This is a genomic window from Amycolatopsis sp. NPDC049252, from assembly GCF_043197175.1.
Taxonomy (GTDB): domain Bacteria; phylum Actinomycetota; class Actinomycetes; order Mycobacteriales; family Pseudonocardiaceae; genus Amycolatopsis.
In genome coordinates, this window is the sequence record NZ_JBICSQ010000051.1 from 7,168 (window position 1) to 33,407 (window position 26,240).

Sequence of the window (26,240 nt, forward strand, 5' to 3'; positions counted from 1 at the left end):
ACGGGGCAACTCCACTGACGAACGCCAAGATCGTACCCATCTACTCGGTGGAACCGCCAGCGCCTACTCGCCCTAAATCACGCTACCGCCACACAACAGCACATCGAAGTCAAACGAACCGAACAGAGAGCACCATAGGGCAGTCGAGGATGGTCGGCCGTTGACGTCCGGCCGATTGCGCGCTCAGTGAAACCGGGCAATCGCGCGAATCGGACATAAGTGCCGAAGTGTATCTCCGTGTTCGGCGGTCGAATGCGTGTGCCGGTCATTCCCGCAGGTTTGTTCGCTGACCGTGATGGGCGGTTCGGCAATGAGTATTCACGCTGCGGGCGAGCCGGCCCGGGAATTCGCGCCGGGCAATGTGCGAGAGCTGCACCGAGGTGTTCGCGCATGGGCTGCGCCGAACGTATGCGGCAGAAAACCGCACGTTTGCCGACGGATCAAATGATGAGCGGCGCGGACTCAGGCGAATCGTCGATGGCCGGTGGTCGCTACTCGAATCGGCTCGCGGATTGCACGACCGCGGTCCGCCGCCCAAACACCGGGCGCCGAGGTTTGCCCTTTGGTGCTCTCTGTTTGGTCCGTTCGACTTCGATGTGCTGTTGTGTGGCAGTAGGGCGATTTTTGGCGTGCCGACGCTGGCGGTTTCGCGGGGCTTGTGGGTACGATCTTCGTGTCCGTCAGTGGAGTTGCCTGGTGCGACGATGCACGGTGCGTCCGCGGGATATGGCAGAAATGGCGCTCATGTGAGCACCTCGCGCGATTCGGGATGTGCGAGGTGGTTTTCCGGTGCCGTTGGCCGGGTGGTGCTTGCGATGGGTTGATTCCGGGAGTTGGGATGGCTGTTGACGACTCGTTCGTTCCCGCTGATGTACTCACTTGTGGTGAGTTCCGGTGCGAGTATGCGAAATCGTCGAATGGGCCGCGAAAGGAAGAATCGGTTTATCCGGCCGGCTGATCGGCGCCGCGCCGCTCGTCGCGGCTGATCGGTTCGTCCGGCCGCCGGGGTTCCTCTTCGTACCGGTGAACCCGGCGGCCCACCCGCCTCCCCGCGGTGATCCACCGCGGGGAGGGTGTGTCGTGCCCGGCGCGGAAGGCGGCCATGGCCGTCCACAGTGTCCAGTCCGCAGTGTCCAGTCCGCCGGAGCTTCCCGGCGGAAGGCAAGGAGATCGGTGTGGCTGACCCCGAATTCGGGTCCCTGGTGGACCTGCTCGCGCACCGCGTCGCGGAGGCGCCCGACCGGCAGGCGTACACCATGGTCGACGACGAGCTGCGCGAGTTCGACGCGCTCACCTACGCGGCCCTGGACAGCCGGGCGCGGGCTCTCGCCGCCCGGCTGTCCGTCCACGAGCCCGGGGCGCGGGTGCTGGTGCTGGTCCCGCACGGGCTGGACTTCCTGGTGGGCCTGTTCGCCTGCGTCTACAGCGGACTGATCGCGATCCCCGCTCCGGCCCCGGAGCCCGCGCAGTGGAAGCAGCAGCTGCCCCGGCTGCGGGCGATCGGCGAGGACGCCCGGCCCGCCGTGGTCGTCTCGGCGGAGCAGAACACCGACGTGGTGCTGCGGGCGTGTGCGGAGGTGCCGGCGCTGTCCGGGGCGGAGCACCTCGTCCTCGGACGTGACGACGCCGGGCAGGAGCGGGCGCCGCTGCGCCTCGCGGACCCCGGCGAGGCGGCGTACCTGCAGTACACCTCCGGCTCGACGGCCTCGCCCAAGGGCGTGATGATCTCCCAGCGGAACCTGCTGTGCCAGTCCGAGCTGATCCGCGGGTCCTGGGACTACGGCCCGGAATGCGTGAGCGTCGGGTGGATGCCCTACTTCCACGACTACGGGCTCATCGAGGGGCTGATCCAGCCGCTGTACGCGGGCCTGCCGACCGTGATGATGACCCCGATGACGTTCCTGAAGTCGCCGGCCGCGTGGCTCCGGGCGGTCTCCCGGTTCAAGGCGACGCACAGCGCGGGGCCGGTGTTCGCCTACGACTACGCGGTCAAGCGGGTCCAGGACCGGCACCTGGCCGAGCTGGACCTGTCGGGCTGGCTCAACGCGAGCATCGGCGCCGAGCGGGTGCACGAGCGGACGCTGGCCTCGTTCGCGGAGCGGTTCGCCCCCACCGGTTTCCGGCGTGAGGCGTTCCGCCCGTCGTTCGGGCTCGCGGAGTACACCCTGATGGCGACCACCCGGCCGCTGGGCGACCGCGCCACGATCCTGCCCGCCCGCGCACCCGGCGAAGGCGCCGTGGACGGTGCGCGGTACGAATCACCCTGGCCGCTGGTGGGGTGCGGGTATCCGGCCCGGGACACGCTGCTGCGGGTCGTCGACCCGGCGACGCGGCGGGAGTGCGCGCCGGGCGAGGTCGGTGAGATCTGGCTGGCCGGTGAGTCGACCTCGGCCGGCTACTGGAACCGGCCACGGGAGACGGCGGAGACGTTCCAGGCCACGCTCGAGGGCGACGAGCCCGGACAGCGCTACCTGCGCACCGGGGACCTGGGCCTGCTGCACGACGGTGAGCTGTTCGTGACCGGGCGGCTCAAGGAGCTCGTCATCGTCCAGGGAGTCAACCACTACCCCGAGGACATCGAGCGCGCCGCCGCCACCGCCGATCCGGGGTTCGCCGGGCTGCGGGGTGCGGCCTTCGCGACGGAGACGCTGAGCGAGGACGGCACCGAGCGGGTCGTGCTGGTGCACGAGACGAACGCGCGGGCGCTGTCACCGGAGAAGCTGGACGAGCTGGCCGCGACCGTGCGCGAGGTGGTGTCCGCCCACTGCGGCGTCGACCTGCACGCGCTGGTGCTGGTCCGCCGGGGCGGGGTGCCGAAGACGACCAGCGGCAAGGTGCAGCGCACCGCCTGCCGCCGGCAGTGGCTCGACGGATCGCTCGGCGTGGTCGTGGAATGGCGCCGCCGGGACGTCGCCGCGCCCGCCGCGGCGCCCGGGGCCCACCCGGACGCCGCACGGCTGCGTGCGTGGCTCGTGGAGAAGGTGGCGGTGCTGGGCGGAGTCGACCCGGCCACGGTGGACGTGTCCGAGCCGCTGGCCCGCTACGGGCTGACGTCTCTGGTCGCCGCCCAGCTGGTGAGCGATCTTTCGCAGCTGCTGGGCACCCCGGTGGAGGTCGTCGAGTTCTACGAGCACCCGACGATCGCCGCGCTCGCCGCGCACCTGGCCGATCCCGCCCGCCGGAAGGCCCCGGCCCCCGTCACCACCGCCCCGGTCACCGCCGCACCCGCGCCGGCCGAGGTCCGCGCGGACCGCACGGCGGAGCCCGAGCCCGTCGCGATCGTCGGCATGGGCCTGCGGCTGCCCGGCAAGGTGCGTGATCCCGGCGGGTTCTGGCGCCTGCTGCGCGACGGCCGCGACGTGGTCGGCGAGGTGCCCGCGCAGCGGTGGCGCCCGGAGGAGCACTTCGACCCCGACCCGGCGGCGCCGGGCCGGTCGACGACCCGGTGGGGCGCTTTCCTCAGTGACGTCGACAAGTTCGACGCGCGGTTCTTCGGCATCTCACGCCGGGAGGCGGTGCTGATGGACCCGCAGCAGCGGCTGCTGCTGGAGGTGACGCAGGAGGCGCTCGACGACGCGGGCGTCCCCCGCGAGTCCCTGCGCGGCTCGGACACCGGGGTGTTCGCGGGGGTCGGGCACCCCGAGTACGCGTGGCTGCAGCACGAACACCCGGAGCTGGCCGACGGCGGCAGCGCGACCGGGGCGTTCGCCGCGATCGCCGCGAACCGCCTGTCCTACCACTACGACCTGCGCGGCCCGAGCTTCACCGTCGACGCGGTGTGCTCCTCGGCGCTGCTGGCGCTGCACCTGGGCGCCCGGAGCGTGGCGTCGGGGGAGTGCGAGCGGGCGATCGTGGCCGGGGCGAACCTGTTGCTCGGTCCCGACATGTTCGTCTGGTTCTCGAAGCTGGGCGTGATGTCACCGGACGGCCGCTGCCGGACCTTCGACGCCGACGGCAACGGCATCGTGTTCGGCGAGGGCGTCGTGACCCTGGTGCTGCGGCCGCTGGCCCGGGCGCTGGCCGACGGCGACCGGATCTACGCGCTCGTGCGGGGCAGCGCCGCCGTGCAGGAGGGCCGGACCAACGGTCTCACCGCGCCGGGCCGTGAAGGTCAGGAAGCGTTGCTGCGCAAGGCCTACCGCGCTGCGGGCGTCGCGGCCGGGCGGGTGCACTACGTCGAAGCGCACGGCACCGGCACCCCGGTCGGCGACCCGGTCGAGGTGCACGCGCTGGGCGCGGTGCTGGGCGAGGACCGCCCGGCCGAGCGGCCGTGCCTGGTGGGCTCGGTGAAGACCAACCTGGGCCACCTCGGGGTGGTCGGCGGGCTGGCCGGGGTGGCGAAGGTGGCGCTGGCGCTGCGGCACCGGCAGCTGCCGCCGAGCCTGCACTTCCGGCGGGAGAACCCCGCGCTGGGCCTGGCGGAGCGGAAGCTCGCGGTGGCCGACCGGCTGATGCCGTGGCCCGCGGACGAACCCGGGCTCGCCGGTGTCACGTCGTTGAGCTTCGGCGGCACCGACGTGCACGTCGTGCTGGAGGAGGCGCCGCCCGTCGCCCGGCGGGAAAACGCCCTCCCGGCCGGGGAACCGCACGTGCTGGCCGTGTCCGCGCACGACGAGCGGGCGCTGCGGCAGCTCGCGGGCCGGTTCGCCCGGCTCGCGGAAGACGAGGAGGGGCCAGCACTGGCCGATCTCTGTTACAGCGCCACCGTGCGCCGGGGCCACTACGCCCACCGCCTCGCCACCGTGGCCGGCTCCACCGAGGAGCTCGCCGAGGCGCTGACCGCGTTCGCCGGGGGTGCGGGCGACGCGCGGATCTCGCACGGGCTCGTCCGGTCCCTGCGGCCGGCCGAGGTCGCGTTCGTGTTCTCCGGTCAGGGAACGTGGCACCCGGGTGTGGGGCAGCGGCTGCTGCGGTGCGGCCCGGCGTTCCGCACCGAACTGGCGGAGTGGGACCGGCGGACCCGCGAGCTGGCCGGCGTGTCCGTAACGGACCTGCTGGGCGAGCACGACGCCGAGGTCGTGGCGCCGCACCGGCAGGTACTCGCCTTCGTCCAGCAGGCCGCGCTCGCGGCCCTGTGGCGCGCGGTCGGGGTGGAGCCGGACGCCGTCGCCGGCCACAGCCTCGGCGAGGTGACCGCCGCGTACGTGGCCGGAGCGCTGAGCCGCGAGGACGCGCTGAGGATCGTGATCGCCCGCGAACGGGCGGTGCGGCGGTGCGAGGTGCCGTCCTCGATGGCGTCGGTGTCCGCCCGGCCGGAAGAGCTGGCGAAGCTGCTCGCCGAGGACGAGGACCCCGGCACCGTCGTCGTCGCGGCCGTGAACGGTCCACAGTCGACCGTCCTTTCCGGATCCCGAAGTGACCTCGCGCGGGTGCTCGCCGGGCTCGCCGCCCGGGGGATCGCCTCCCGCGAGTTCTCGATCGGCTTCCCCGCGCACAACCCGCTGCTGCTGCCGTTCGCGGACGAGTTCGCCGCGGACATCGCCGGGATCGCCCCGGCCGAGCCGCGGGTGCCGGTGATCTCGACCGTGACCGGGGCGCCGGTGACCGCGGCCGGGCTCGGGGTGGCCCACTGGGTGGACAACCTGATCCGCCCGGTGCGCTTCACCGACGCGTTCGACGTCCTCGCCGAACGGGGCACCACGGCGTTCCTGGAGGTCGGCGCGCATCCCGTGCTGGCACCCGCGATGGCGGAACAGGCGGAGGACACCGGGCGCGACGTGGTCGTGCTCGCCTCCTCCCGCAAGGACGCGGAAACGGCGACCTGGCTGTCGTCGCTGGGCAGGCTGTACACGCTGGGCGCACCGATCCGGTGGGACCAGGTCTATCCGACCGGGAACCTGGTACGGCTGCCCGGGCAGCAGTGGCAGCGTGAGCGGTTCTGGCTCACCGACGAGCTGCCGGAACGGCCGCCGGCCCCGGTGCCCGAGCGGGCCGACCGGCTCGTTCCGCTGACCGGCGCCGACCTGGTTTCGCTGCGCCAGCACCGGGTGCGCGACACCGCGCTGCTGCCCGCGGCGGCCTATCCGGTGCTCGCCTTCCAGGAGACAGGTGGCCCGGTCGCGCTGGCGAACCTCGTCCTGCACGCACCCCGGCCGCTGCCCGGTGGCGAGGACGCGCTCCGGATCACGGTCACCGGCGACAGGATCTCCTTCGGCGACACGGCGAGCTGTGAGCGCGCCGCCTTCGCCGGACCCACGCCGAGCCTGCCGGACCTGTCGTCCACAGTGGACGCACCGCTGACCGTCGTGCCGGGACCGGCCCACGACCGGCTCCTGCGCGCCCGCGGCGCCCGGTACGGCGCGGCCTACCGGACGGTGACCGAGGTGACCCGCCGGGACGGCGAGGCGCAGGCGCGGCTGCGGGTCACGCGGCAGGGTTCGGCCTGGACCACCGCCACGGCGGTGCTGGACGGTGCCTTCCAGGTCGCCTACGCCACCTTGTCCACCGAGGACAGCGCGCCGCTGTTCCCGGTGCGGATCGAGCGCGTGCGGCTGCACCGGCTGCCGGACGCGGGGGAGTACCGGGTGCGAGCCAGGCTCGTCCGTTCCCACCCGGGCGAGAACGCGGTGGTGGACCTCGTCCTGCACGGCGCTTCGGGTGAACCGGCCGCCGAGATCTCCGGGCTGGAACTGCGGCTCTCGCCGGAACCCCGGCCCGCGCCCCTCGTCCGGGTGCCCGAGTGGTGGCGGCTCGTCGCGCCGCCGGGCCCGGCGGATCCGGGCCGGTGGCTCGTGCTCGGCGACGACACGCTCGCCGCCGCGATCCCCGGTGACCCCACCGGTGAAATCACCGGAATCGTCTACGCCCTCGACGCCGAAGCCACCGAAGCCACCGACCCGGTGGCCGCCGCGCAGCGGATCGCCACCGAGGTGTTCGGCTTCCTGCGCGACCGGGCCGACACGACCCTGCCCCGCCTGTGCCTTCTCACCCGGGGCGCGTGCGCGGTGACCCCCGCGGACGCGGCGGATCCCGCCCGCCTCGCGGCCGGGGTGCTGCCGGCGCTGGCGCGCTCGGTCCGCGCCGAGTTCCCGGACACCGCGTGCGGGGTCGTGGACCTCGACCCGGCGGCGCCCGGCGACCTGACCGGGGTGCTCGGCGTGCTCGGCCGGGAGCCGGTGATCGCGGTGCGGGGCGGCGAGTGGTACGTGCCGAGGCTCGTGCCCGCCGAACCCGGCCGTGCCGCCGGGCGGACCGGCAGCACGTGGCAGCTGGCGCAGCGGCGGACCGGGGTGCTCGAGCCGTTCGTGCGGCACCTCGTGACCCGCGGCCCGCTCGGGCCGGGCGAGGTGGACGTCGCGGTCGCCGCGGCCGGGCTGGGTTTCCGCGATGCGCTCAAGGCGCTCGGGAACTACCCGGTGCCGGAGGAGCAGCCGACGTGGTTCGGCGACGGGTTCGCCGGCACGGTCACCGCCGTGGGCGAAGACGTCACGCACGTCCGCCCCGGCGACCGGGTGTTCGGCGTCGGCACCGCGTGCCTGGCCGGCTCGGTGCGGACGCTCGCCGACCTCGTGGTCCCGGCTCCCGCCGCGGTGACGGACGAGGAAGCGGCCGCCGCCATGCCCTACCTGACCGCCTGGTACTCGCTCGTCACGACGGCCCGGCTCGCCGAGGGCGAGACCGTGCTGGTGCACTCCGCGGCCAGCGGCACCGGACTCGCCGCCGTGCACGTCGCGCGCGCCCTCGGCGCCCGGGTGCTCGCCACCGCGGGCACCGAGGAGAAACGCGACTACCTGCGCTCGCTGGGCGTCGAACTGGTCCTGGACTCGCGGCGCCCGGGTTTCGGCGAACAGGTGCGCCGTCACACCGGTGGCCGCGGGGTGGACGTCGTGCTCAACTCGCTGTCCGGCTCGGCCATCGCGGAAAGCCTGGGCACGCTGGCCCGCTACGGCCGGTTCGTCGAGCTGGGCCGCCGGGACATCGAGGACGACGCGCCGCTGAACCTCGGCGGTTTCCGCGAGGACCTCACCTTCGCCGCGGTCGGCATCGCGCGGGTGTTCTTCGACCGCCCGGCGCTGATCGGCGGCCTGCTGCGCGAACTGGCGCACCGGCTGGCGGAGGGCACCCTGCCGCCGCTGCCGGCGCGGTCGTTCCCGGTCGCGCGGGCCGAGGAGGCGTTCCGGGTGATGGCCCGCGGCACGCACGTCGGCACGCTCGCGGTGACGGTGCCGGGTGCGGCCGGGCGCACGAACGAGGCGACCTACCTGGTCACCGGCGGGCTGGGGCACCTGGGACTGCTCACCGCCGGGCGGCTGCTGGCCCGGGGCGTGCGCCGGGTCGCGTTGCTGGGCCGCCACGCGCCGACGGCGGAGGTGGCAGCCAGACTGTCCGAACTGGACCCTACGGGTGAGCGGATCACCGTGCACCAGGCGGACGTCGCCGATCGCGCCGCCCTCGAAGCCGTTCTCGCCGGCTTCGACGCGGGCGGGCCGCCGCTGCGCGGGATCGTCCACGCGGCGGGCGTCTCGGACGACGGCATCGCCACGGCGATGACCGGGGAGCGGCTGGCCGCGGTGCTGGCGCCGAAGGCGGCCGGTGCCTGGCACCTGCACGAGCTGACCGCGGGCCGGGAGCTGGACGCGTTCGTGCTCTACTCCTCCGTCGCGGCGGTGCTGGGCTCGCCGGGCCAGGCGAACTACGCCGCCGCCAACGGGTTCCTCGACGCGCTGGCGGCGCACCGGGCGGCGCGCGGCCTGCCCGCGACCAGCGTCGGCTGGGGCCCCTGGACCGGTTCCGATGAGGCGGCGGCCCGGGGCAGCAGGCACTGGGCCGCCAGGGGAGTCGCGACACTGTCCGAAGAGGACAACTTGCGCGCACTCGACGCGGTGCTGGACGGCGCGCCGGTGCAGGCCGCTGTCTTCGCCCGCACCGACGAGGTTCCGGCGCTCGCGGAGGCGGTGCGCGAGGTCGTCACCGAGCCCGGGACGGACCCGGAGGACCTGGACGACTGGCTGCTCGGCGAGATGGCGGTGGTGCTGAGCTCCGAGCCGGACCGGCTGAGCGCGGACGACCCGTTCAGCGAGCTGGGCTTCGACTCGCTGACGGCACTGGAGCTGCGGAACCGCATCGAAGCGAGGTGGGGGGTCAAGCTGCCCGCGACCCTGCTGTGGCGCTATCCGACGCCCGCCGCACTGGCGGCGCACCTCACCGAGCGGCTGGACGAGGTGGTGGTGGCGTGACGGCCACAGTGGACGGTCCGGTCGCCGTCGTCGGCATCGGCTGCCGGTTTCCCGGCGCCGATTCGCCGGAGGCGTACTGGGACCTCGTGCGCGAGGGCCGCGACGTGGTGGGCGACGCCCCGGCCGACCGGCGGCGGCTGAACTCCGCCGCGCCGCGCCGCGGCGGCTTCCTCACCGGCATCGACCGGTTCGACGCCGGGTTCTTCGGCATCGCCGCGGCGGAAGCGGCGCGGATGGACCCGCAGCAGCGCCTCGTGCTGGAGGTGGCGTGGTCCGCGCTGGAGGACGCCGGGATCGCCCCCGAATCGCTGGCGGGCAGCCACACCGGCGTGTTCGTCGGCCTGCACTCGCAGAGCAGCGACTACTACTGGATGCAGGCCGGCGGGGTCAACGCCCACACCGGCACCGGCACCGCGCACGGCATGGTCGCCGGGCGGCTGGCCTACACGCTGGACCTGCGCGGGCCCGCGCTCACCGTGGACACCGCGTGCTCGTCGGCGCTGGTCGCCGTGCACCTGGCGATGCGCAGCCTGCGTGCCGGGGAGTGCGAGACGGCGGTGGTCGGCGGCGTGAACCTGATGCTGACCGGGCTGTTCTCCAGCGTGGGCGAGCAGATGGGGTTGTTGTCGCCGAGCGGCGGCTGCCACCCGTTCGACGCCTCCGCCGACGGCATCGTCTCCGGCGAGGGCTGCGGGGCCGTCGTGCTCAAGCCGCTCGCCGCCGCCCGCGCCGCCGGGGACCGGATCCTGGGCGTGCTGCTGGGCTCGGCCGTCGGGCAGGACGGGCGCGGGAACGGGCTCACCGCACCCAACCCGCTGGCCCAGATCGACGTGGTGACCCGCGCGCTCGACGACGCCGGGGTGGCGGCCGACCGAGTGTCCTATGTGGAGGCACACGGTACGGGAACGCTGCTCGGTGACCCGATCGAGCTGGACGCGCTGTCCGAGGTCTTCGGCGGCAGGCTGCCCGCGATCGGGTCGGTGAAGGCGAACCTGGGACACCTCGAGGGCGCCGCCGGCCTGGCCGCGCTGATCAAGCTGCTGCTCATGCTGCGCCACCGCGAGATCCCGAAGCAGCCGCACTTCGCCGAGCCGAACCCGAACATCGAGGTGCCCGGCTATCCGGAGTGCGTTCCGGTGGAGACCGCCGCGTGGCCGGGCGCCGACCGGATCGGCGGGGTCAGCGCGTTCGGCTGGTCGGGCACCAACGCCCACCTCGTCGTCGCCGAGCCGCCCGCCGTCGCGCCGCCGACCGAAGCGGACGGGCCGGAGCTGCTGACCCTGTCGGCCCGGTCGGCGCCCGCCCTGCGCGCGCTCGCCGGTGCCTACGCGGACGCACTGTCCACAGCGGAGTCGATCCCGGATCTGTGCCACACCGCGAACAGCGGCCGCCAGGCGATGCGCCACCGGCTCGCGCTGGCGGTATCCGGCCGGGACGAGGCGGTGGCCGCGCTGGCCGCGTTCGGTGCCGGCGAAGACGCGCCGGGAACGCACGCCGGCGAGGCGGGCAAGCGGCCGAAGGTGGCGTTCCTGTTCAGCGGTCAGGGCGCGCACTACCTCGGCATGGGCCGGGAGCTGCTGCGGACCGAGCCGGTGTTCGCCGACGCCGTCCGAGCCTGCGACCGGCTCGCGGCCCGCTGGCTGCCGCCGGGCGCGGTCGAGTCCGTGATCGCGGGCACCGCGGACTCCGGCGTGCTCGCCGACACCCGCCACGCCCAGCTCGCGCTCGTCACGGTGCAGGTGGCGCTGGCGCGGTTGTGGCGTTCGTGGGGCGTGACCCCGGCGGCCGTGCTCGGGCACAGCGTCGGCGAGTTCGCCGCCGCGCACGTGGCGGGCGCGCTGAGCCTGGAGGACTGCCTGCTGCTGGTCGGCGAGCGGGCCCGGCTGATGCACGAACTGCCCGAGGGCGGCGGCATGACCGCCGTGCACGCCCCGCACGAGCAGGTCGCCGTGCTGCTGGACGGGCTCACCGACGGGCTGTCGGTCGGCGCGCTCAACGCGCCCGGCACGACCGTGGTGTCCGGGTTCGCCGCGCACCTCGACCGGCTGGAGGCCCGGCTGGACGCGGTCGCGGTGCGGTACCGCAGGCTCACCGTCTCGCACGCCTTCCACTCACCGCTCGTCGAGCCGGTGCTGGCGCGCTTCGCCGCCGCCACCGGCGGGGTGCGGCACCGGCGGCCGCAGGTGCCGCTGGTCGCGGGCGCGACCGGTGCGGTGCTCACCGCCGCCGACCTGGACGGCGGGTACTGGGTCCGGCAGATGCGGGAGCCGGTCCGGTTCACCGACGCCATGGCGACGCTGGCGGCCCGCGGCTGCACCGTGTTCGTGGAGGTCGGGCCGGGCAGCACGCTGGTCGGCCTCGGGCGGGCCTGCGTGCCGGAGGACACCACGACCTGGGTGCCGTCCCTGCGCTCGGCGCGCCCGGTGCAGCACCTGGACGCGCTGGGGCAGGTGTTCACCGCGGGCGTCCGGATCCGCTGGGACGAGGTCTACCGCGACCGGCCGCGCCGCCGGGTCCCGTTGCCCGGTTACCCCTTCGAGCGGCAGTCGTACTGGCTGCCGGCGACCTCGGCCGTCCAGCCGGACCAGGACACGTTCGTCGTCGCATGGCGAGAGGCCGCCCGCACTCCGCGCGGCGGCTCCCGGCGGCTGCTCGTCGTGGACACCTCCGACGAGCTGGTGGAAAGCCTGCGGGCCCGGCAGGCCGACGCGGCCCGCGTCGAGGAGCTCGCGTTCGACGGTGAACCCGCGGACCTCGTGCTGCGCTGGCCCGGCGGTCCGCGGGAGGGTGTCGAGCTGGTGCTGGCCGCGCTGCGGGCCGTGGACGGCCGGGACGTGCGGCTGTACCTGGTGACGCGGGGCGCGCAGCCCGCCGGAGGGCAGCCGGTCGACCCGGAGCCCGCGGTGTGGTGGGGCCTCGGCCGCACGCTCGCGATGGAGCACCCGGAACTGCGGGTGCGGCTGGTCGACGGCGCCGACGCCGGAGAGCTGGCCGAGGAGATCCTTTCCGGCGACCCCGAACCGCAGGTGGTGCTGGCGGGCGGGCGCCGCTACGTGCCGAGGCTGGTTCCGGCGCCGCGGGACGGCGAGCCCGTGGCGATCCGGCCCGACGGCGCGTACCTGGTCACCGGCGGGCTGGGCGGGCTCGGCCTGGAGACCGCGGACTGGCTGGTGACCGCCGGTGCCCGGCACCTGGTCTTGCTGTCCCGCAACGAACCCCAGGCAGAAGCACTGTCCAGAATGGACGGCTGGCGGGCCGGCGGGGTGACGGTGGACGTGGTGGCCGCGGACGTCTCCGACGCGGCGGCGCTCGACGCGGTGTTCGCCCGGTTCGGCGAGCGGCTGCGCGGGGTCGTGCACGCCGCCGGGGTGGTCCGGGATCGCGCGCTGGTGCACCAGGACTGGGCCCGGTTCGAAGAGGTGTTCGCGGCGAAGGTGCGTGGCGCCCGCCTGCTGCACGAGCGGACCGCCGGGCTGCCACTGGACTTCTTCGTGTTGTTCTCCTCCGCGGCGGCCGTGCTCGGGTCGCCGGGGCAGGCGAACTACGCCGCCGCCAACGCCTACCTGGACGCGCTGGCGCACCACCGCGCCGGGCGCGGCCTGCCCGCGACGGTGCTCGACTGGGGACCGTGGGAGCGGACCGGCATGGCCGCGCGGCTCGACGCGGAGTCGGCCCGCCGCTGGGCTTCGGCCGGGGTGCGGCCCCTGTCGCCGGCCCGTGGCCTCGGCGCGTTCGGCCGCGCGGTGCGGGCGGACGCGGCGCAGGCGGTGGTCGTCACCGTCGACTGGGACACCTACCGCGCGGGCCGTGGCGCCCACCTGGCGGCCTCGCTGCTCGCGGAGCTCGGCGCGGCCGAGCCGGCCGAGCCGGTCCGGGCGGAGACCGGGGCGCCGCTGGCCCGGCAGCTCGCCGAGCTGCCGCCCGCGCAGCGGCGGCCGGCGCTGGTGCGGCGGCTGGCCGCGCTCGTCGGCGGGTTCGTGCCGTCCGGGCAGCCGGTCGACACCGCCGCCGGGTTCTTCGACCTGGGCATGGACTCGTTGCAGGCCACGGAACTGCGCAACACCCTCGTCCGTGAGCTGGGCCGTCCGCTGCCCGCCACGCTGGTGTTCGAGAGCCCCACCGTCGACAGCCTCGCCGGCACCCTGCTCGCCGGCACGCCCGCGCCGGCCGTGATCGCCCCGCGGCCGGAGAGCGGTCCGGTGCCGATCGCGGTGGTGGGGCTCGGCTGCCGGTTCCCCGGCGCCGACTCGCCGGAGGCGTTCTGGCGGCTGCTCGCGGACGGCGTCGACGCGACGCGCGAGGTGCCCGAGGGCCGGTGGCCCGGGGAGATCCCCGTCGGACGCGGCGGGTTCCTCGACGCGGTGGACCGCTTCGACCCGGAGTTCTTCGGGATCACCCCGCGCGAGGCGGAGAAGATGGACCCGCAGCACCGGCTGCTGCTCGAGGTCTGCTGGGAGACCGCGGAGCACGCGGGAATACCGGTGGACTCGCTGGCGGCCCGGCGTGCCGGCCTGTTCGTGGGCCTCGGCAGCCACGACTACGAGCTGCGCCGCGCGCGGGCGGGTGCGGAAGCCGACGCCTACAGCGGCACCGGCAACCCGGCCTGTTTCGCCGCCGGACGCGTTTCGCACCTGCTGAACCTCACCGGACCGGCGATGACGCTGGACACGGCGTGCTCGTCGTCGCTGCTCGCCGTGCACCTGGCGTCGCAGAGCCTCCGGCTCGGCGAATGCGACGCGGCGCTCGCGGGCGGCGTGAGCCTGATGCTGTCGCCGGAGAACTTCCACCTCGGCGTCGCCCTGCACGCGTTGTCGCCCGAGGGCCGGTGCAAACCGTTCGACGCCGCCGCCGACGGCTACGCACGCGGTGAGGGCTGCGGCATGGTGCTGCTCAAGCGGCTGCCCGACGCCCTCGCCGACGGCGACCGTGTGCTCGGCGTGCTCCGGGGTTCCGCGACCAACCACGACGGCCGCAGCAGCGGGCTGCGGGTGCCCAGTGGAGCCGCGCAGCGCCGGCTCCTGGCCGACGCGCTCGCCGCGGCCGGCGCCGCACCGTCCGATGTGGACTACGTGGAGGCGCAGGGTACCGGCAGCGACCTCGGTGACCCGATCGAGGCCGCCGCGCTGGCCGAGGTGTACGGCGCCGGGCGGGACCGGCCGCTGCTGGTCGGCTCGGTGAAGGCGAACATCGGGCACCTGGAGGCCGCGTCCGGCGTCGCCGGGCTGATCAAGGTCCTGCTCGCGCTGCGGCACGGCGCGGTACCCGCACAGCTCAACCTCGCCACCCCGAACCCGAAGATCGACGCCGGCCCGGAGGTCCTGCGGCTCGGCGGCGGGCGGCAGGACTGGACCGCCCCGGCCGGACGGCCGCGGCTGGCGGGCGTCAGCTCCTTCGGCCTCAGCGGCACCAACGTGCACGTGCTCGTCGAAGAGGCCTCACCGTCCGCGGTCGCGGCCGGGGAAAGCGCTCCCATCGAGCGGGCCGGGGACCTGCTGGTGCTGTCCGCCCGGTCCGCGCCGGCGCTGCAAGACCACGTCCGCCGGTACCTGGACGTGGTGACCGCACCGGACGCCCCGGCGCTGGCCGACCTCGCCCACGCGGCCGCGTGCGCCCGCACCCACCTGCCGCACCGGCTCGCCGTCGTCGCCTCGTCGGCGGCCGACGCGGGCCAGCAGCTGCGGGAGTTCCTCGCCGGAAGCGTCCCCGCCTTCGCCGGAACGGCGGGTATTCCGCCGACCGTCACAATGGTCTTCGGCGACCCGGGCGGGGCCTTCGCGGGCTTCGGCACCCTGCCGGTGACGGAGCCCGCCTGGCAGCGGGCGGTCGCGGAATGCGAGAACGCACTCGGGTTGCCCGGCGCGCTCGCGCGGCCGGAAGCCCTGCTGCGCGAGCGTCCCGAGCTTCGCCCCGCCGTCACCGTCGCCCTCCAGTACGCCTACGCCGAGCTGTTCCGGTCCTGGGGCATCGTCCCGGCGGCGGTGGCGGGCGCGGGCGCCGCCGCGTGCGTCGCCGGAACGGCTTCGCTGCGGGAAGTCCTGTCGTCGCCGGTGGAGCTGCCGCGGCAGGCGGAGTCCGGGATCGTGCTCCGGTTCGGCGCGGGCGAGCAGGCCACCGGCGCACCGCTGGAGGTGCTGGTCGAGCCGGCCGGCGCGCCCGCCGACCGCGCGCGTGCCGTCGCCGCCGCCCTGCACGTGCGCGGAGTCGCGCTGGACTGGGCGCGGATCCAGCCGCCCGGCGCCGTGGGCCGGGTCGACCTGCCCCCTTACCCGTTCCAGCGGTCCCGGCACTGGGAGGAGCTGACCCCCCGCGAGGAAACCCCCTTGCCCGGGCGGCGGGTGCCGACGGCGGGCCGCGAGCGCGTCTTCACCCGCACCGTCGGCGTGGACACCCCGGTGCTGCGGGACCACCGCGTGTTCGGCGAGGTCGTGGTGCCCGGTGCCTGGTACGTTTCGGCCGCGCTCGGCGCGGTCCGTGCTCTCGGTGAGCGGCGCCCCGAGCTGCGCAACGTCTCGTTCCGGCAGGCACTGACCGTGCGCCGGGGGGAGGAGCACGAACTGCAGGTGGTGCTCGACCCGCGGGACGGCCGGTTCGAGATCAGCGCGAGCCCGGCACCGGACTGTCTCGAGTGGACAGTCCACGCGGGAGGGTCGTTCGGGACCGCCGCGGCCGCGGCGGAGCCGTTCGCCGCCGGTGAGCCGGTGGGCGACGGCTGGCGGGCCGTCGGACAGGACGAGCTGTACCAGGGGTACGCGGCGGCCGGCGGCGAGCTGGGCCCGGCGTTCCAGTACGTGCGCCGCGCGTGGGTGCGTGAGGCCGAGGCCGTTGCCGAGATGCACGCCGTGGACGGGGACGGTGCCCCGCCGCCGGGCCTGGTCGACTCCTGCTGCCAGCTCCTGCTGGCGACGTTCTTCTCCAGCGGTGCCTGGGTGCCGGTTTCGGTGGACCGCGTCCTCGCGTACGAGCCGGTGCCACCGGAGACGTGGGCCGTGGCGCGGCTGGCGGAGCACGGCGAGACCGGCGCGACCGGCGACGTGCACCTGCTCGCGGCCGACGGCCGGGTGGTGCTGGCCCTGCACGGCGTGCGGTTCCACCGGGTCGACCGCCGGTTCGTGGGCGCGGAGCCGGTGCTGACGCGCCGGTGGGAGGTGGACGACGAGCCCGCCGAGCCGCCCGCACCGCAGACGTGGCTGCTGTTCGCCGAACCCGGCACGCCCGACACCGTGCTCGCCGAAGCCGCCGCGGCGGCCGGGATCGACGTGGTGCGTATCCGCGCCGGCCACGAACCGCGCCGCCACGACGCGGCGCGGTCCGTGGACCCGGCCGACGCCGAGGCCGTGCGGGACGTGGTGACCGCGGCCGTCGACGAGCACGGGGACGACCTGGGCGAGGTCGTCTACCTCGCCCGCGGCGGAGACACCCCCGAAGCCGAGCGCGCCGCCTGCCTCGGTTTCCGGCACGTCGCGCGGGCACTGGCCGGCCTCGCCACCCCGCCGCGGCTGAACCTGCTGACCAGCCGGACGCAGGCCGCGACCGGCACGCCGCGGCCGGGCGGCGCGGCGGTGTGGGGTGCCGGCCGCGCGATCGCGCTCGAGCAGCCGGAACTGCGCACCCTGCTGCTGGACCTCGACCCGGCCGCCGAGGCGGACCCGGCGATCGTGGTGGACGAGGTCACCGCCCCGCGGGGCGGTACCGAGGTCGCGCTGCGGGACGGGCGGCGGCTGCGGGCCACGCTCGTGCCGGCGGAACTGCCGGAGAAGCCCGTCACGATCCACGCCGGCGCGACCTACCTGGTCATCGGTGGCCCGGAGGCGCGGCCGGTGGCGGACTGGCTCCGCGCGCAGGGTGCGACCGACGTCGTGCTGGCCGACGGGCCCGGCGGTCACCCGGCGCCGCGGGGGGTCGTCCACGTGACCGGTGAGGACTTCGAAGCCGCACCACTGGCGGACGTCGGGGACCTGGACTTCCTGGCGTTCCTCGGGACCGGGGCCGCCCAGGCCGCCGTCCACGAGAACCTGGCCCACTGCCTGCGGGCGCAAGGGCGGCCGGCCGTCAGCCTCGTCTGGGACGGGACGGACACCGCGCTGCTGGGCCGGGCACTCGGCGCGGACGCCGCGCACCTGCTGCTGGTCGCGCCGCCCGCGGCCGCCCCCGTCGTCACCCGGGAAGAGACCGCGGTCCTCGAACCGTCCACAGTGGACGTCACCGGCGAGACCGTTCTCCAGGCCCGGCTCCGCACGTTGGTCGCCGGGGTGATGGGCCTGCCGGCGACCCGGCTCGACCCGGCGACCTCCCTGCACGAACTGGGCTTCGACTCGCTCATGGCCTTCGAGGTCAAGGACCGGGTCGAACGCGAACTCGGCGTCGAAGTGCCGCTCGGCCAGGTGCTGGAACGCCCCACCGTGGCCGGGCTGGCCGACCTGGTCGCCGAACTGACCGCTCCCGACCGCACCCGCGAGGTTCTGCGATGACTCAGCTGTCCTCCCTCCCCGTCGCCCCCGGGCAGCCGGAACGGCCCGAAGGCGGGCTCGTGCCCGACCCGGCGAACGCGCACGAGCCGTTTCCGCTGACCGACCTGCAGCAGGCGTACTACGTCGGCCGCAGCGGCGCCTTCGCGCTGGGCAACAACGGCATCCACGGCTGGCTCGAGGTGGTCTGCCACGACCTCGACCACGACCGCCTGGAACGCGCGTGGAACCAGGTGCTGCGATGGCACCCGATGCTGCGCGCGGTCACCGAGAACGGGCAGACCCAGCGCGTGCTGCCGGTCACCGAGTACCGCATGGAACGGCTGGACCTGCGGGCACTGGACGCCGCCGGCCGCGAGGCGCGGCTCGCCGCCCTGCGGGAGGAACAGTCGCACTTCCGCTACGACCCGGCGCAGTGGCCGCTGTTCCGCATCCTGCTCTGCGACGTGCCGGCGGAGGACGGGCGGGCCACCACCGTGGTGCTCGCGAGCTTCGACGGGCAGAACCTCGACCTGTGGAGCCTGCAGAAGATCTTCGACGACTGGGTCGAGGGCTACGAGGACCCGGACGCGGAGCGGCCGGCCGTCCCGGTGACCTACCGCGACTACGCGCTGGCCGTCACCGCGCTGAAGGAGACCGAGGAGTACCGGCGTTCGCTGGCGTACTGGCGCGAGCGGATGGCCGATCTGCCGGACGCCCCGTCCATCCCGCTGGTCCGCGCGTTCGAGTCGGTCGACAAGCCGCACTACGCCCGGCACGCCGCGGTGGTACCGGAACCGGAGTGGAGCGCGATCAAGGCCAACGCGCGCCGCCACGGCGTCACGACGTCCACCGTGCTGCTCGCGGCGTACTGCGAGGTGCTGCACGCGTGGAGCGGTGACGAGCGCTTCACCGTCAACGTCACCATGTCCAACCGGCTGCCGCTGCACCCGCGCATCGAAGAGGTCGCCGGCAACTTCTCCTCCGTCGTGCTGCTGGACGTCGACCACGGGGCGGGAGCGGACTTCGCCGAACGCGCCACGACCATCCAGAAGCGGCTCTGGCACGACTTCGACCACCGCATCGCGTCGGGCGTGCCCGCGATCCGCGAGCTGGCCCGGCTGCGCGGCACGCCGGACGGGCTGCTGTTCCCGTTCGTATACACCAACATCGTCGGCACCTCCACCTACCGGGCGCTGGAACGCCTGGGGCGGCTGGAGAACCTCGTCTCGATGACGCCGCAGGTCGCGCTGGACCAGCAGGTCATGGAGTCCGGCGGCGCGCTCCAGCTCAGCTGGGACCACGTGGAGCAGCTGTTTCCCGAGGGCATGGTGACCGACATGTTCGGCGCCTACCGGCACCTGCTGCGGCTGCTGAAGGACGAGCGGCAGTGGCGGGCGGGGTCGTTCCCGCTCGTGCCGCGGGCGCAGCTCACCCAGCGCGGCGCCGTCAACGCCACCGCCCGGCCGGTGCCGGACGTGCTGCCGCACCAGCTGTTCGAGCGGCGGGCCGCCGAGCACGGCGACCGGGCCGCGGTCGTGTGGACCGGCGGCGGCCTCAGCTACGCGGAGCTGGACCGGGCCGCCAACCGGGTCGGGCACGCGCTGCGCCGCCACGGCGCGAAACCGGACCTGGCCGTGCCGGTGCTGCTGCGCAAGGGGTTCCGCCAGGTCGTCGCGGTCTACGGCACACTGAAGTCCGGTGCCGCCTACGCACCCGTGGACGCCGAGGCGCCGGACGAGCGGATCGCGTTCCTGCTCGACCGGCTGGACAGCCCCGTGGTGCTGACCGAGCACCTGCCCGGGCGGGCGATCACCTGGCCCGCGGGCGTCACGCCGATCTTCCTCGACGACCTGCTCGCGGCCGGAGCCGCGGCGGGGGAGGAGGAGCCGCTGCCCGCGGTCCAGACGGCCGACGACCTCGCCTACGTGCTGCACACCTCCGGCTCGACCGGCCGCCCGAAGGGCGTGATGATCGAGACCGCCGGCGTGGTCAACCGCATCACCGACCTCGCCGAGCGGTTCGAGCTGACCGAAGACGACCGCTGCCTCGGGGTCACCGCGCTGCACCACGACATGTCGGTGTTCGACATCCTCGCCGTGCTCGCGGCGGCGGGCGGCTGCCTCGTGCTCCCGTCCGCCGACGAGACCCGCGAACCCGCCGCGTGGGCCCGGCTGATCGCCGACCACCGCGTCACCGTGTGGAACTCGGTGCCCGCGTTCCTCGAGATGCTGGTCCTCGCGCACGAGCAGCGGCCGGTGCACCCGGACGCGCTCGCGTCGCTGCGGCTCGTGCTGCTGGGCGGCGACTTCATCCCGCTCGACCTGCCGGACCGCCTGCGCGCGCTCGCGCCGGGCGCGCGGGTGCACAGCGTCGGCGGGCCGACCGAGACCACGATCATGGACATCTCGTACGAGGTCGGCGAGATCGACCCGGCCTGGCGCAGCATCCCCTACGGCAGGCCGATGGCCAACCGCACCTACCAGGTGTTCAACGAGCGCATGGAGCCGTGCCCGGTGTGGGTGCCGGGCGAGCTGTGTCTCGCCGGCGAAGGCCTGGCGCGGGGCTATTGGCGCGACGACGAGCTGACCGCCGCCGCGTTCGTCACCCACCCGCGCAGCGGGGTCCGCTACTACCGCTCCGGCGACTTCGGCCGCTACCTGCCGGACGGGACGGTGGAGATCCTCGGCCGCCGCGACCAGCAGGTGAAGATCCGCGGTCAGCGCATCGAGCTGGAGGAGATCAGCGGCTGCCTCGCCGAGCACCCCGACGTCCGGCAGGCGCTGGTGACCACGTCGGTCGAGGAGGGCCGCGTGGGCGCCGGCCGCCTGCACGCCTACGTGGTGCCGGCCGGCTCCGGTCCGTCGCTGGCGGCGGCGCAGGCGTTCGACCCGACGGACGAGGTGGAGCTGAACCCGTTCGAGCGCCTGGAGTTCAAGCTGCGCCGTCCCGGCGTGCGCAAGGACGTGGCGGACCGGCCCGCCGTCGAGTTCCCGCCCGCCGCGGCCGACGGGCCGGAACGCCGCAGCGTCCGGCGTTACCTGTCCGCGCCGGTGCCGGCCGCCCAGCTCGGCGACCTGCTGGCCTGCCTGAGCTCACGCACCGATCCGGACCAGCCGTTCCCGCACTACCGCTACCCCTCGGGCGGCAACCTCTACCCGGTCCAGGCCTACGTGTACGTCGCGCCGGGACGGGTCGAGGGCGTGGCGCCCGGCCTGCACTACTACCGGCCGGACACGCACTCGCTGGTGTCGCTGGACGAGGACGTGGTGCTGCCGGAGAGCATCCACGCGGAGATGAACCGGGCGGTGTTCGCCGCGTCGGCGTTCTCCGTGTTCCTGGTCGCCCGCATGTCGGCGGTCGCCCCGCTCTACGGGTCGCTGGCGGCGGACCTGGTTCTGCTGGAAGCGGGCTATGTGGGCCAGCTGCTGATGACCCGGGCCGCGGCGACCGGGCTCGGGCTGTGCCCGATCGGCGGCGTCGACTTCGAGCGGGTGCGCCCGGGCTGCCGGCTGCTCGACGACGACCGGCTCGTGCACAGCCTCGTCGGCGGCGTGCCCGACCCGGTCGCCCCGCCGCCGCCGGCCGATCCGGCGGCGCAGCCCGGGTTGCTGCGGGACTACCTCGCCACGCGGCTGCCCGGCTACCTGGTGCCCGACACGATCACCGTGCTCGACAGCTTTCCGTTGAGCCCCAACGGGAAGATCGACCGTCGCGCCCTGCCCGACCCGGCCGGCGCGGAGCCGGACGAGGTGACCGACTCGGGCGAGCGCAGCCCGGTGGAAGAGGTCGTCGCCGCGGCCTGGGCCGAGGTGCTGGGCCGCGAACCCGGCCGGCACGACAACTTCTTCCGACGCGGCGGGGACTCGCTGTCCGCGACCCGCCTGGCCGTTCGGCTCGGCGAGCTGCTGGGCCGCGACGTGCCGGTGCGCGCGTTGTTCGAGCACCCGACGGTCGCGGGACTCGGCGCGATCCTGAGTGAGGCCGGCGGTCCCGCCGTGGCGGCACTGCCGCTCGGGCCGGTGGAGCGGGCGGAGCGGCCGCCGTTGTCCCGGCAGCAGCAGCGGCTGTGGTACATCGACCGGATCGCCGACGACGGCGCGTACAACAATCCGATGGCGTTCCGGCTGCGCGGTCCGCTGGACCGGGCCGCGCTGGGCCGCACGCTGACCGAGATCGTGCGCCGGCACGAAGCGCTGCGCACCAGCTTCCCCGCCGAGGACGGCCTGCCGTACCAGGTGGTCGCCCCGCCCGCGGAGCTGCCGGTCGCCGTGGTGGACGTGAGCGGGGCCCCGGACGCCGAGGAGCAGGCGCGGCGGCTGGTCGAAAGCGGCATCGGGGAGCGGTTCGACATCGAGGCGGGGCCCCTGCTGCGCGCGTTGCTCGTCCAGGTCGGCGCGGACGACCACCTGCTGAGCCTCGACGTGCACCACATCGTCTGCGACTACTGGTCGTTCAGCGTGTTCGCCCGCGAGCTGGCCGCCCTGTACGAGGCGTTCACCCAGGACCGTCCGTCCCCGCTGCCGGAGCTTCCCGTGCAGTACCCGGAGTTCGCGCAGCACCAGGCGGGCTGGCTGGAGCAGGGCCTGCTCGACGACCAGGTGGCGTACTGGGAACGCCGGCTCGCCGGGCTGCCCGTGCTCCAGCTGCCGACGGACCACCCGCGCCCGGCGGTCCAGCGGTTCCGGGGCGCCCGGCTGACGTCCACAGTGGACCCGGAGTTCGCCGGAGTGCTGCGCTCCTTCGCCGCCGACCACCAGGCGACGCTGTTCATGGCGCTGCTCGCCGGGTTCGCGGTGACGCTCCAGCGCTACACCGGGCTCGACGACGTCCCGGTCGGCGCGCCGGTCGCGAACCGCACGCACAGCGACCTGGAGAACCTGATCGGCCTGTTCGCCAACTCCGTCGTGCTCCGCGTGGACCTCTCCGGCGAACCCGACGTGCGCGAGCTGCTGAACCGGGTGCGCGCGACCACCGTCGACGCCTACCAGAACCAGGTCGCGCCGTTCGAGGCGCTCGTCTCCCGGCTCGGGACCCGCCGCGACCTCAGCCACAACCCGCTGTTCCAGGTGATGTTCACGCTGGAGACCGCGGCTCCGCGGATCGACCTCGCGGGACTGGCGATCGAGCCGCTGGCGATCGAGCCCGGCAGCGAGCACTTCGACCTCACGGTGTTCTGGAACGAGGGCGGCGGCGACCTGACCGTCACCTTCCGCTACAACACGGACCTGTTCGAGGAAGCCACCATCCGGCGGCTCTGGGAGCACTACCAGGTGGTGCTGCGCGCGATGGTGGCGGACCCGGGCACCGCGGTGGCCGAGCTGCCCATGGCGACGCCGGACGACCTCGCCGAGGTGGCCGAATGGTCCGCTGTGGACGAACCCGCCGGTGCGCCCGTGGCCGCGCACCTGCTGTTCGAGGCCCAGGCCACGCTGACACCGGAGGCCGTCGCGCTGGCCAGCCCCGGCGTCGAGCTGACCTACGCGGAGCTGGACGCGCGGGCCAACGACCTGGCGCTGCGGCTCGTCGCCGAGGGCGCGGGCCGGGGCACGGTGGTCGGCATCCTGGCGCCCCGCTCGGCGGACCAGGTGGTGGCGACGCTCGCGGTGCTCAAGGCCGGCGCGGCGTTCCTGCACCTGGACCCGGGCTACCCGCGGGAACGGCTCGCGCTGCTCGTGGAGGACGCCGGGGTGCGCCACCTCGTGCTGCCGGGCGAGCTCGACGTGGCGCTGCCCGCCGAGGTGCTGCCGGTGCCTCTGGAAGGCGGGGCCGTCGCGGAGCGCCTGCGGGTCGTGCCCGAACCCGGGGACCCCGCCTACGTCATCTACACCTCCGGCTCCACGGGCCGGCCCAAGGGGGTCGCCGTCCCGCACGGCGCGCTCGCCGCGTACCTCCAGGCCATGCTGGAGGTCACCGGGGTCGGCGCCGAAGACGTCTACCTGCAGACCGCGAGCCTGACGTTCAGCGCGTCCTACCGGCAGGTGCTGCTCCCGCTGTGCTCGGGCGGGCGCGTCCTGGTGGCCCCGGCCGAGGCGCTGCGCGAGCCGCCGGAGCTGTTCGCGCTGGCGAAGGCGCACGGCGTGACGGTGGTGGACCTGGTGCCGTCGTACTGGCGGGCCGCGCTGCCGCTGCTGACCGCCGACGCCGGGTTGCCCGCCGTGCGGCTGGTGCTTTCGGCGAGCGAACCGCTGCCCGGCGGTGTCGTCGCCGCCTGGCGGCGGCTGTTCCCCGCCGCCCGGCACGTCAACATGTACGGCCAGACCGAAACCGCGGGCATCGTCGCCACGTTCGACGTGCCGGACGGGTACGACGCCGAGGGGGTCGTCGCGGTGGGCCGCCCGATCCCGGGCGTCCGGCTGCACGTGCTGGACGAGGCGCTGCGGCCGGTGCCACCGGGGCTGCCCGGCCAGATCTGGGCCGGCGGCCCGACGCTCGGCCTCGGCTACGTCGGCGACCCCGCGCTGACCGAGGCCCGGTTCGTCCCCGACCACCTCTCGCGTGAACCGGGAGCCCGCCTCTACGCGACCGGCGACCTCGGCCGCTGGCACGACGGCGTGCTGGAGCACCGGGGCCGCCGCGACGACCAGGTCAAGGTGCGCGGGTTCCGCGTCGAGCCGGAGGAGATCGTCGCCGTGCTCGACACGCACCCCGCGGTCGGCGCCTCGGCCGTGCTGCCGGTGGCCGGCCCGGACGGGCACCAGCGGCTCGTCGCCTACGTCGTGCCGGCGGCCGAGGAGGACGTGGCCGAGCCCGCCGCGCTGCGCTCCGCGATCCGGGCCCACCTCGCGGAGCGGCTGCCGGACTACCTCGTGCCCGGCGCGGTGGTCGTGCTGGCGGAGCTGCCGCGCACGGCCGGCGGCAAGCTCGACCGCCGGGCGCTGGCCGCGCGGGAGATCGCACCGGTGGCGGCACCGTCGGAGGAGCCGTTGCCGGCGGACGGCCCGGCCCGGCGGCTGGCGGAGCTGTGGGCGTCGGTGCTGCGGGTGGACGCCGTCGGCCCGCACGACAACTTCTTCGAGCTGGGCGGTGACTCGATCCTCAGCATCCAGATCGCCGCGCGGGCCGCGGAGCAGGGCCTCCAGCTCACCTCGCAGCAGATCTTCCAGCACCAGACCGTCGCCGAGCTCGCGCCGGTCGTGCGGGAGCGGCGGGCGGCGGGCGAGGATCCCGCGGCCACCACCGGCGAGGTCCCGCTCAGCCCCATCCAGCACTGGTTCTTCGACCAGGACCAGCCCGAGGCGCACCACTGGAACATGTCGCTGCTGCTGCGCGCGAACTCCGGGCTCGACCCGGACCTGCTCACCGAAGCGCTGCGGTTCGTGTTCGCCGCGCACGACGCGCTGCGCCTGCGCTTCCACCGCGACGAAGACAGCCGTTGGCGCCAGCACTACGCCGACGACGCGGCCGGCGTGCCCATCGAGACGGCCGACCTCTCGGGCATCACCGACGAGGCGGCGTACCGGGCCGAGGTCACCGCGATCTGCACGCGCGCGCAGGGTTCGCTCGACCTCGAGCACGGACCGCTGGGCCGGGCCGTCCTGCTGCTCGGCGGCGACCGGCCGGACCACGTGCTCCTTGTGCTGCACCACTTCGTCGTGGACGGCGTCACCTACCGCGTCCTGCTCGACGACCTCCACCGCGTCCACACCCAGCTGTCCCGGGGCGAACCGGCGAGCCTGCCGCCCCGCTCCGACTCGCTGAAGACGTGGACGGAGAAGCTCGTCGAGTGGGCCAACAGCCCCGAGACCGAGGCACGGGCGCGCGACTGGATCGAGGCGGTACCGGCCGGGCGGCCGGGCATGCCGGTCGACTTCCCCGGCGGGGTCGCGGACAACACCGCGGGTTCCGAACGCGCGGTCACCCGGCATCTGTCCGCCGAGGACACCACGGCGCTGCTGCGTGACGTACCGCGCGTCTACCACGCCCGCGTCGACGAGGTGCTCTTCACCGCGCTGGCGCTGGCCTGGCGGGCCTGGACCGGGCAGCCGGAGCTGCTGGCCGACCGCGAGGCCCACGGGCGCGAGGACGTCCTCGCCGACGTGGACGTCACCCGGACCGCGGGCTGGTTCACCACCGCCTGCCCGGTCCTGCTCTCCCCGGGCGACGGTGACCCGGGGGCGGCTCTGCTGCGGGTGAAGGAGCAGCTGCGCACCCGCTCCGGCCAGGGTCTGGACTTCATGGCGCTGCGCTACCTCAACCGGCGGACCGCGCCGCTGCTGGCCGCGCTGCCGGTGCCCCAGGTGCGGCTGAACTACCTGGGGCAGTTCGACCAGGTCGTCTCGGCGGGCTCGCTGCTGTCGCTGTCGGACCTGGACATGGGACCGGAGCGCAGCCCGCTCGGCTCCCGGCCGCACCTGCTGCGGGTGGACGCCTTCGTGGTGGCCGACCGGCTGCGGTTCGACGTGAAGTACAGCGAGAACGTGCACGACCGGGCCGCCGCCGAGGCGTTCGCCGCGGCCTACCTCGACGCGCTGCGGGCCCTCGTCGCCCGCGGCGCCACCGCCGACGGCGAGTTCTACTCGCCGTCGGACTTCCCCGATCTCGACCTGAGCGAGGGCGAACTGGCGTCCGTGCTCGCCACGCTCGACGACCACTGACAGCTCGTCCGCAGACCCGGAAG

3 protein-coding genes are annotated in these 26,240 nt (G+C 74.8%); all 3 read left to right on the forward strand.

Going from position 1 to position 26,240, the window contains the following annotated elements; translation table 11 throughout:
* Positions 1-1,175 precede the first annotated feature (1,175 nt).
* Genes ACGFMK_RS34445 through ACGFMK_RS34455 form a run of 3 tightly spaced genes read left to right on the forward strand, consistent with a single transcriptional unit; the run spans position 1,176 to position 26,217 of the window.
* Positions 1,176-9,176 carry an SDR family NAD(P)-dependent oxidoreductase gene (locus ACGFMK_RS34445; protein ID WP_392772279.1) on the forward strand — a complete coding sequence of 2,667 codons (8,001 nt, stop codon included), beginning with the start codon at positions 1,176-1,178 and terminating at the stop codon, positions 9,174-9,176.
* Positions 9,173-17,644, forward strand: a complete 8,472-nt coding sequence (locus tag ACGFMK_RS34450) for an SDR family NAD(P)-dependent oxidoreductase (protein WP_392772282.1) — start codon at positions 9,173-9,175, stop codon at positions 17,642-17,644. Before ACGFMK_RS34445 ends, ACGFMK_RS34450 begins: the two co-directional genes overlap by 4 nt.
* Positions 17,641-26,217: an amino acid adenylation domain-containing protein gene (locus tag ACGFMK_RS34455; RefSeq protein ID WP_392772284.1), complete on the forward strand. Its 8,577-nt coding sequence runs from the start codon at positions 17,641-17,643 to the stop codon at positions 26,215-26,217. Before ACGFMK_RS34450 ends, ACGFMK_RS34455 begins: the two co-directional genes overlap by 4 nt.
* The last annotated feature ends 23 nt before the right edge of the window (positions 26,218-26,240 follow it).

Coding starts and splice junctions, on each gene's coding strand:
- ACGFMK_RS34455 (WP_392772284.1), top strand. CDS start 17,641: ATGACTCAGCTGTCCTCCCTCCCCGTCGCCCCCGGGCAGCCGGAACGG.